Source organism: Nakamurella sp. (genome assembly GCF_048594475.1).
Taxonomy (GTDB): domain Bacteria; phylum Actinomycetota; class Actinomycetes; order Mycobacteriales; family Nakamurellaceae; genus Nakamurella.
This window is the reverse complement of sequence record NZ_JBMDXT010000313.1, coordinates 1-9,143: the sequence shown is the minus strand read 5'-3', so window position 1 is coordinate 9,143 and position 9,143 is coordinate 1. Positions and strand designations below refer to the sequence as shown.

The following is a 9,143-nucleotide window of genomic DNA, read 5'->3' as shown; positions in this document are numbered from 1 at the left end:
GTTGGACTCGAGCACCATGTCGATGAAGTCGACGACGATGATCCCGCCGATGTCCCGCAGCCGCAGCTGGCGGACGATCTCCTCGGCCGCCTCCAGGTTGTTCTTGGTGACCGTCTCCTCGAGGTTGCCGCCGGAGCCGGTGTACTTGCCGGTGTTGACGTCGACGACGGTCATCGCCTCGGTCCGGTCGATCACCAGGGACCCGCCCGACGGCAGGTGCACCTTGCGCTCCAGGGCCTTGGCGATCTGCTCGTCGATGCGGTAGTTGGCGAAGACGTCCGAGCCCTCGTGGTCCCACCGGACCAGCCGGTCGGCCAGTTCCGGAGCGACCGCGGTCACGTACTCCGAGACCGGCTCCCACGCCTCGTCACCGTCGACGACCAGCTTGCTGATGTCGGAGTTGAACAGGTCGCGGACGACCTTGAGCAGGGTGCCCGGCTCGGCGTAGAGCAGGGTCGGCGCGCTGCCCTTGGCCTGCGCCCGGCGGGAGATCTCCTCCCACTGGGCCTTGAGCCGCTCGACGTCGCGGGCCAGTTCCTCCTCGGACACGCCCTCGGCGGCCGTCCGGATGATGACGCCGGCGTCCTCGGGCACGATCCGGTCGAGGATCGCCTTGAGCCGCTTGCGTTCGGTGTCCGGCAGCTTGCGGGAGATGCCGGTGGCGCCGCCGGCCGGCACGTAGACCAGGAACCGGCCGGGCAACGAGATCTGCGTGGTCAGCCGGGCGCCCTTGTGCCCGACCGGGTCCTTGGACACCTGGGCCAGGATGGTGTCGCCGCTGGTCAGCGCGGATTCGATGCGCCGGGCCTTGCCGCCGAGCCCGGCGGCTTCCCAGTTGACCTCGCCGGCATAGATCACGGCGTTGCGACCGCGCCCGATGTCGACGAACGCCGCCTCCATCGACGGCAGCACGTTCTGCACCTTGCCCAGGAAGACGCTGCCGATCAGCGAGTCGGCCCCGGTCTGCGACACGAAGTGCTCGACCAGGATGCCGTCCTCGAGCAGCGCGACCTGGGCCAGGTCACCGCGCTGGCGCACGGCCATGACCCGCTCGACCGATTCCCGGCGGGCCAGGAACTCCGCCTCGGTGAGGATCTGCGGGCGGCGACGGGACGACTCTCGCGAGTCGCGCAGCCGCTGCCGCTTGGCCTCCAGCCGGGTGGACCCGCGGACACCCTGGACCTCGTCCCGGCCCCCGCCATCCCGACCACCGTCCCGACCGCCGTCCCGGCCCGCGCCGGCCGACCCGCGCGGTTCCCGCACGTGCACGACGGTGTTGTCGGGATCGTCCTCGCGGGGGCTGGCGTCGTCGCCGGTCGAGCGGCGCCGCCGGCGGCGCCGGCGGCGGGTGCCGCCCCCGGACGACCCTTCGTCGTCACCATCGCCCTCGGCGTCCGCGTCGGCATCGGTCGCGGCGTCGTCGCCCTCGTCGTCGTCGGACCCCTCGGCCGCGTCCTTCCCGCCGGCGGGCCTGTCGTCCTGGCCGTCCCCGGCGCCGGCCTGCTCGTCCGCGTCGTCGGCCGCGGACTCGTCGGCCTCGACCAGCCGGCCGCGGCCGCGCCGCCCCCGCCGGCGACGGCGGCGACCGCCGCCCTCGCCCGCGTCGTCGGAGTCGGTGTCGGTGTCCTCGTCGCCCTCCGGCTCGGGCGTGCCCGCCTCGTCCGACTCCGGCCCGGCGGGCAGGCCCGGCCCGGCGACGTCCCCGGTGTCGACGCCGTCCGGCCCGGGTTCGGTCCCGGCGGACTCGGTGACGTCGGTGGTGTCGGTGGTGTCGGTGGGCACGGTGGTGTCGGCGGACTCGCCCCGGCGGCCCGACGGGCGACCCCGGCGCCGGCGGGACCGCTTGGGCGGCGCCTCCTCGGACCGCTCGACCTCGGGCTCGCCGTCGATCTGCTCGTCCCGATCGGTCCGCGGGCCGGCGACGACGGCCTCGGCCGGAGGCAGGAACAGCAACGCCAGCGGATCACCGACCGCGGGCTTGCGGGCGCCCGGGTCGTCGGGGACCGGCGGCTCGCCACCGATCGCGGGCGGCGCTTCCGGCGGGGCCGCGGCGACCTCCTCGGCGACATGTTCGGCGACGCCCGGCGCCGGCTCGCCCAGGTACTGCTCGATCACCGCCACCGCGACCGCCCTCGGCACGGAGGCCGAGGCGCTGCTCACGGTCAGGCCGCGCTCGTTGAGCACGGCGATCATTTCCTTGCTGGTGGTGCCCACGCGCTTGGACAGCTCGTGCACGCGCGGCTTGGCGGGCAGATCGGCCAGTGCGGTTTCCAGGGTCAGCGTCATCGCGACGTTCCTCTCACGGACCCCCGGGCGCGTGCAGACGCGTCCGCGCAGGAGTCCTACAGGTCAATGACCCGGGGCCGGGAGGCCTCCGGGAAGTCTGGTGGTCGGGCGTTCGACGTCGGTGCCCGCCGCGATCCGGTCGGCGGACAGCCGGTGAAAAACACGGTCTGCCTCCCGGCGCGGCGGATGCCGACATCCCCCGCCCAGGTACGTCGCCGACCTCGAGTCGCCGACGTACCGCAGTGATTATCCCACAGGGTTCGACCGAGCCGGCGAAGGCGGGCGGCGCACTCGGGCACGACGGTCCGTGATCGTCTCCGCGCGCCACGACCATTTCGCGCCGGATGTTCCTACACTGGGTAGTGGACCGCGCTCTCACAGTTCGACATCGGGCGGCTCGTCCGGGCAACCATACGGCGGCCTCACACGTCTTGACTGTGACCCCACGATCCGGCCTGCGCCGACCCGGTCCGGCCCCCGAACGAACAGGAACCGCAGCGATGCCCAGGACGCCCGCACTGCGCCGGTGGCTCACCGTCGGCGCCCTGCTGGTGTCCCTGATGGGGCTCGGTGTCCTGTCGGCCGGCGCCGCCGGCGCCGCCACGGTCTGGACCCCGGTGTCCGAGACCCCCGCCGGCGATCCCCCGCCGACCGCCATGGTGCTGGCCAGCACCGGCCTGGACATCGTCTGGCCCGTCGTCGTCGGCCTGGCCCTGCTGCTGGCGGGCACCGTCGCCGTCGGCTGGGCGTTCCTGGCCACCGGGCGGCGCGGCCAGCATCGCTGACCCGCTGACCCACCCGAGCCGGCCCGCGCCGGCCGCGGTCCCGTCAGTCCCCGCGCCCGTCAGCCGTCGACGATCGCGAACGCCCGCACCGGGAAGGTCGCCATCCCCCGCACCGCCGGCGGTGCCGCGGTGAACCGGAATCCGGTGTCCGGCAGCTCGCCCAGCCGGGTCAGGTGCTCGACCACCGGGATCTGCGCGGCCAGCAGCCAGCTGTGCGCGGGTCGCCGGCCGGTGTGGGTGGAGTCGATGTTCAGCGAGTCGATGCCGACCAGGGCCGGCCTGGCCGAGACCAGGAACTCGACCGCGTCGTCGGTCAGGTAGGGATGGTCGGTGAAGTAGGCCGGGGTGCCCCAGTGGTCGCTGTGCCCGGTCTCGATCAGGACCGCCCGGCCCGCCGGGTCGACGTCATCGAGCGCGGCCCGCAGGAACGCCTCGTCGACCGCGCGGCCGCCCGGGGTGGCCAGCGTCCGGGCCCGGACGACGACCCCGGGCCGGTCGACCATCTTGTCCAGGCTCAGCTGGGACAGGTCCTGCCCGTCCCGGTACCGGTGCGCGGGTGTGTCCAGGTAGGTGCCGGTGTTCGCCGCCATCGAGATGGTGCCGATGGCGAACTCGGTCCCCGCGGCATAGTGCGCGGCGGACTCCTCGAAGGTCAGGTGGGCGCCGAGGGTCGGCCCGGGGATGCCCGGGTAGGTGATCATCCCTTCGACGATCACCTGCGACAGGTCGACCACCCGCCGACCGCCGGCGGTCACAGGGACCGGCCCATGACGAGTTCCTCGACCTCGACGCCGGGCGACGGGCGCTGCCAACCGGGGCGAGCACCCCAGACCTCGAAGCCGGCCCGCTCGAAGAACCGCTGCACCCGCTCGTCCCGCGCGAACTCCACGGCCACCCGGTCCAGACCGCGCTCGCGCGCCCCGTCCAGCAGGGTGGTCAGCAGTGCGCGGCCCAGGCCGCAGCCGGCGAGCGGCGGCTCCACCAGCAGTGCCTCCAGCCGCCCGGTGTGTGCGCGCGCCCCGACCCCGGGACGCAGGACCGCCACCCCGACCAGCCGCCGGCCCTGGTCGGCCGCGACGGCGACCGCACGGCCGGTGCGCAGCTCCTCCACGATCGGCGCGACCCGGCGGGCCACGTCGGACCGGTCGACGGCGGCCGGGAACCCGACGGCGCCGCCGGCCCGGGCCACGTCGTGCCACAGGCCGACCAGCGCGACGCCGAAGGCGCTGTCCGCGGCCATCGGCGTCGCGGGCGCCGCGCCCGACCCGGCCGGCGCCGGGCGCAGACCAGGACCGACCCGGCGGATGGTCGGGATCGCCGCCTCCACCCCGGCGGCCAGGCCGCCGGTCATGCCGGGATCAGCCGTCACAGGCCGGGGAACCACAGCGCGATCTCCCGGGCCGCCGACTCGGGCGAATCCGACCCGTGCACCAGGTTGTACTGGGTCTCCAGCCCGAAATCACCGCGGATGCTGCCGGTCGCGGCCTTCTCCACCGGGTCCGTGCCGCCGGCCAGCTGCCGGAACGCGGTCACCGCGCGCGGGCCCTCGACCACGGCGGCGACCAGCGGGCCGCCGGTGATGAAGTCGAGCAGGCTGGAGTAGAAGCCCTTGCCCTTGTGCTCGGCGTAGTGCTCCTCGGCGACCGCGAGCTCGACGGTCCGCAGTTCCAGCGCCACGATCGACAGGCCCTTGCGCTCGATCCGGGCGAGGATCTCGCCGATCAGATGCCGCTCGACGCCGTCGGGCTTGATCAGGACGAGGGTGCGTTCGGACACAGGGGTCACTCCTTGGTCGGGCAGGAACGGATCGGAACGAGTCACCGACCGCTGGGCGGCGGCTCCGGCAGCGTACCGGCCGCCAGCCGGCGACGGAGTTCACCGCGGAACCACAGGATCAGCGCCCAGACGGCGGCGAACACCAGGCCCATCACGCCCAGGGTCGGGGTGACGAACCAGCCGGCGATCATCAGCGCCTGCAGGCCCAGGATCACGGTGAGCGCGTACGGGCGCTTGATGATCACGCAGCAGCCGATCAGGGCGACCGCCAGCAGGCAGATCAGCACGACCCACACCGGGCCGACCCCGCCGTCGATGTTGATCGCCACCGGCAGGGCCAGCAGCACCGCGATCGCCTCGAGCACCAGGGTGGCCGACATCACCCCGCGCAGTCCCTTGTCGATCGCCGCCTCGCGCCGGGCGTACTCCTGCTCATCCACGGTCGACCCCGCCTCGCTCATGGCCTCGCTCATGCCGGCGCCAACCCGGCCAGGGCCCGGCCGTCCCCCGCCGACACGACCGAGCCGGTGATCACCACCCCGGTCCCGGCGACGTCGTCGACACCGGTCTCGGCCAGTTCGACGGCCAGCGCGATCGCGTCGTCCATCCGGTCGGCGACGTGCACCACACCGTCGCCGAACACGTCCTCGGCCAGCGCGGCCAGCTCGGCCGGGTCCATCGACCGGGGCGAGGAGTTGCGGGTGACCACGACCTCGTCGAACGAGCCGGCCAGCGCCTCCAGGATGCCGCGCACGTCCTTGTCGGCCATCACCGCGAGCACCCCCACCAGCCGGGCGAAGGAGAACTCGGCGGTCAGCGCGGCGGCGAGCGCGGTCGCGCCATGCGGGTTGTGCGCCGCGTCGACCAGGATGGTCGGCGACGCCCGGACCCGTTCCAGCCGGCCCGGGGACGCGGCCGTGGCGAAGCCGTCCTGGACCGGGCCGAGGTCGAGCTGCCGCGCCGCGCCGGCGCCGAAGAACGCCTCGACCGCGGCCAGGGCCAGGGCCGCGTTGACCGCCTGGTGCTCGCCGGCGAGCGGCAGGAAGACGTCCTCGTAGACGCCGCCCAGCCCCTGCAGGGTCAGCCGCTGGCCGCCGACCGCGAACGACCGGTCGAGCACCGCGAACTCGCTGCCGAACCGGGCGACCGCCGCGTCGACCTCGACCGTGCGGCGCAGGATCGCGGTCATCGCCTCCGGCTCCTGCGGGCCGACGATGGCCACCGAGTCGGGCTTGACGATCCCGGCCTTGTTGGTCGCGATCTCCTTCAGCGTGGACCCGAGGAACTCCGTGTGGTCGATGCCGACCGGCGTCAGGACCGCGACGGCGGCGTCGGCGACGTTGGTCGAGTCCCAGGTACCCCCCAGGCCGACCTCGACGACGGCGACGTCGACCGGGGCGTCGGCGAACACCGCATAGGCCATCGCGGTCAGGATCTCGAACTTCGACAGCGGCACCCCGCCGGCCCGCGTCGACCCCTGGTCGACCAGGTCGATGAAGGCGGCGATGTCCGAGTACGTCTGGACGTACCGATCGGCACTGATCGGCTCGCCGTCGAGCGCGATGCGCTCGGTCACCGACTGCAGGTGCGGCGAGGTGAAGCGCCCGGTGCGCAGCCCGAACCGGGTCAGCAGCGCGTCGATCATCCGCGCGGTGGAGGACTTGCCGTTGGTGCCGGCGATGAGGATCACCGGGTAGCTGCGCTGCGGGTTGCCGAGCACGTCCAGCAGCGCGGTGATCCGGTCGAGCGTCGGCGAGATCTGCACCTCGTTGCGCCGGGTGTCCAGCAGCGACTCCACGTAGGCCAGGGTCAGCGGCGGCGAGTCGGGCACCAGGGCGGTGGTGCCGTCCGGCGCCTGGTCGTCCAGATCGGCCGTGGCCTGGGCGATCTCGGCAGCGAACCGGCCGGACAGATCCCCGTCGGCACCGTCGCCGGCCCAGTCGCCGGACAGGTCGTCCGGGTCGACCGCGTCGGCGTCCCAGCCCAGCGGATCGCCGGCCGCTGCGCCGGAGTCGCGGTCCCCGCTCACTTCTCGTCCTCGCGCAGCTGGCGCAGCCGTTCGGTCAACCGGGCCACGTCCTGCTCGGCCTTGTCCAGCCGGCCCCGGATCTTGTCCACCACCGCGTCGGGCGCCTTGGCCAGGAAGTCGGCGTTGCCCAGCTTGCGCCCGCAGTCCCCGACCTCCTTCTCCGCGGCGGTCAGATCCTTGGTGGCGCGGGCGATCTCGGCCTTGACGTCGACCACACCGCTGGTGTCCAGAGCGACCGTGGCCGGGCCTCCGGACAGCCGGACCGGCAGCGTGACCGTGGCCCGGAAGTCCGGACCGGCCTTGGTGAGCCGGGTCAGCGCCCGGGCCGCGGCCTCCAGTTCGGACCCGACGCCGGTGAAGCGGGCCGGCAGCGGCCGGCTCGGCGGCACCTTCTGGTCGGCCCGGACCCGGCGGATCTCGGTGGTCAGGGTCTGGATGTCGGCCACCCAGGCGGCGGCCGCCGGGTCCGCGGTCCGGCCGGACGGCACCGGCCAGTCCGCGATCACCAGCGATTCCTCGCCGGTCAGCGAGGTCCACAGGGTCTCGGTGACGAACGGCACGAACGGGTGCAGCAGCCGCAGCAGGCCGTCCAGCACCGTGCCCAGCACCTGCCGGGTGGTGACCAGGCGGTCCGCCGCGCCGGCACCGGCGGCATCCCCCTGGTCGCCGTAGATCTGCACCTTGGCCAGTTCCAGGTACCAGTCGCAGACCTCGTCCCAGGCGAAGTGGTAGAGGCCCTCGGCCGCCTTGGCGAACTGGAAGTCGCCCAGCAGATCGGTCGTGGCCGCGGTCATCTCGTCCAGCCGGTCCAGGATCCACCGGTCGGCCGGGCTCAGCAGCGACTCGATCAGCGGCACGTCCGGCACGACGGCCCCGTTGAGCAGCGCGAAGCGGGTGGCGTTGAACAGCTTCGAGCAGAACTTGCCGGCACCGGCGACCCACTCCTCGGCGATCGCCTGGTCGGCGCCCGGGTTGGACCCACGGGCCAGGGTGAACCGCAGGGCGTCGGCGCCGTAGGTGTCGATCCACTTGAGCGGGTCGACCGTATTCCCCCGCGACTTGGACATCTTCTTGCCGTACTGGTCGCGGACCAGCCCGTGCAGGGCCACCGTGGCGAACGGCACCTGCGGCTCGCCGCCGTCCGTCGTCGTCCCGTAGAGGCCGAACATCATCATCCGGACGACCCAGAAGAACAGGATGTCGTAGCCGGTGACCAGCACCGAGGTCGGGTAGAACGCCCGGAGCGTGTCGGTCTGCTGCGGCCAGCCCATGGTCGAGAACGGCCACAGGCCGGAGGAGAACCAGGTGTCCAGGACGTCCTGGTCCTGGGTCCAGCCCTCGCCCGGCGGTTCCTCGCCCGGGCCGACGGCCCGCATCTGCCCGTCCGGGCCGTACCAGACCGGGATGCGGTGACCCCACCAGAGCTGGCGCGAGATGCACCAGTCGTGCATGTTGTCGACCCAGTCGAAGTACCGGGCGGCCAGCTCCGGCGGGTGGATCACCGTCCGGCCCTCGCGCACCGCGTCGCCGGCCGCCTTGGCCAGCGTCTCCACCCGGACGAACCACTGCGTCGACAGCCGCGGCTCGATCACGTCGTCGGACCGCGAGCAGTGCCCGACGGCGTGCACGTACGGCACCTTCTCCGCCACGATCCGGCCCTGCGCGCGCAGCTCCTCCTTGATGGCCACCCGCGCGGCGAACCGGTCCATGCCGTCGAACCGGGTGCCCGTCCCGGTGATGACCGCGCTCTCGTTCATGATCGTCGGCATGGGCAGGTCGTGCCGGCGGCCGATCTCGAAGTCGTTCGGGTCGTGCGCCGGGGTGACCTTGACCGCGCCGGTGCCGAACTGCGGCTCCACGTGGTCGTCGGCCACCACCGGGATCTCCCGGTTCACGATCGGCAGCAGCACGGTGCGCCCGACCAGGTGCCGGTACCGCTCGTCGTCCGGGTGGACGGCGATGGCCGTGTCGCCGAGCATCGTCTCCACCCGGGTCGTCGCCACCACCAGGCCGTCGGCGCCGTCCGCGCCGTACCGGATCGAGACGAGCTCGCCCTCGTCGTCGGCGTGCTCGACCTCGATGTCGGACAGCGCGGTAAGGCAGCCCGGGCACCAGTTGATGATCCGCTCGGCCCGGTAGATCAGGCCGTCGTCATACATGCGCTTGAAGATCGTCTGCACGGCGTCGGACAAGCCGTCGTCCAGCGTGAACCGCTCGCGGTCCCAGTCGACGGAGTCGCCGAGCCGCTTCATCTGGCCCAGGATCGC

The 9,143-nt window shown here is 73.2% G+C and carries 8 protein-coding genes; 1 reads left to right on the top strand and 7 read right to left on the bottom strand.

What is annotated here, in order from left to right; translation table 11 throughout:
- On the bottom strand, positions 1 to 2,286 hold a 2,286-nt coding region (locus ACOJUF_RS14325), incomplete at its 3' end, for an Rne/Rng family ribonuclease (RefSeq protein ID WP_420122504.1).
- 500 nt (positions 2,287 to 2,786) lie between these two features.
- Between ACOJUF_RS14325 and ACOJUF_RS14320 the strand changes: the two genes are divergently transcribed.
- A complete protein-coding gene (locus tag ACOJUF_RS14320; protein ID WP_420122503.1) occupies positions 2,787 to 3,071 on the top strand; it encodes a hypothetical protein in 285 nt (94 codons plus the stop codon).
- Between the two features lie 59 nt (positions 3,072 to 3,130).
- Here the strand turns inward: ACOJUF_RS14320 and ACOJUF_RS14315 are convergent, their stop codons facing one another.
- The 6 genes from ACOJUF_RS14315 to ACOJUF_RS14290 all read right to left on the bottom strand — a co-directional run.
- A complete protein-coding gene (locus ACOJUF_RS14315) occupies positions 3,131 to 3,805 on the bottom strand; it encodes a cyclase family protein (RefSeq protein ID WP_420122502.1) in 675 nt (224 codons plus the stop codon).
- A gap of 17 nt (positions 3,806 to 3,822) precedes the next feature.
- Positions 3,823 to 4,422, bottom strand: a complete 600-nt coding sequence (locus ACOJUF_RS14310; protein ID WP_420122501.1) for a GNAT family N-acetyltransferase — start codon at positions 4,420 to 4,422, stop codon at positions 3,823 to 3,825.
- A 14-nt stretch (positions 4,423 to 4,436) separates the two neighbouring features.
- Complete coding sequence (gene ndk / locus ACOJUF_RS14305) at positions 4,437 to 4,847, bottom strand: nucleoside-diphosphate kinase (protein ID WP_420122500.1); 411 nt, start codon at positions 4,845 to 4,847, stop codon at positions 4,437 to 4,439.
- Between the two features lie 41 nt (positions 4,848 to 4,888).
- Positions 4,889 to 5,320 carry a DUF4233 domain-containing protein gene (locus ACOJUF_RS14300; protein ID WP_420122499.1) on the bottom strand — a complete coding sequence of 144 codons (432 nt, stop codon included), beginning with the start codon at positions 5,318 to 5,320 and terminating at the stop codon, positions 4,889 to 4,891.
- Positions 5,317 to 6,678, bottom strand: coding sequence for a bifunctional folylpolyglutamate synthase/dihydrofolate synthase (locus ACOJUF_RS14295; protein WP_420122505.1), 1,362 nt, complete (start codon positions 6,676 to 6,678; stop codon positions 5,317 to 5,319). Before ACOJUF_RS14295 ends, ACOJUF_RS14300 begins: the two co-directional genes overlap by 4 nt.
- Positions 6,679 to 6,872: 194 nt before the next feature.
- Positions 6,873 to 9,143, bottom strand: a 2,271-nt coding sequence (locus tag ACOJUF_RS14290) for a valine--tRNA ligase (RefSeq protein ID WP_420122498.1), incomplete at its 5' end; no start/stop codon positions are given.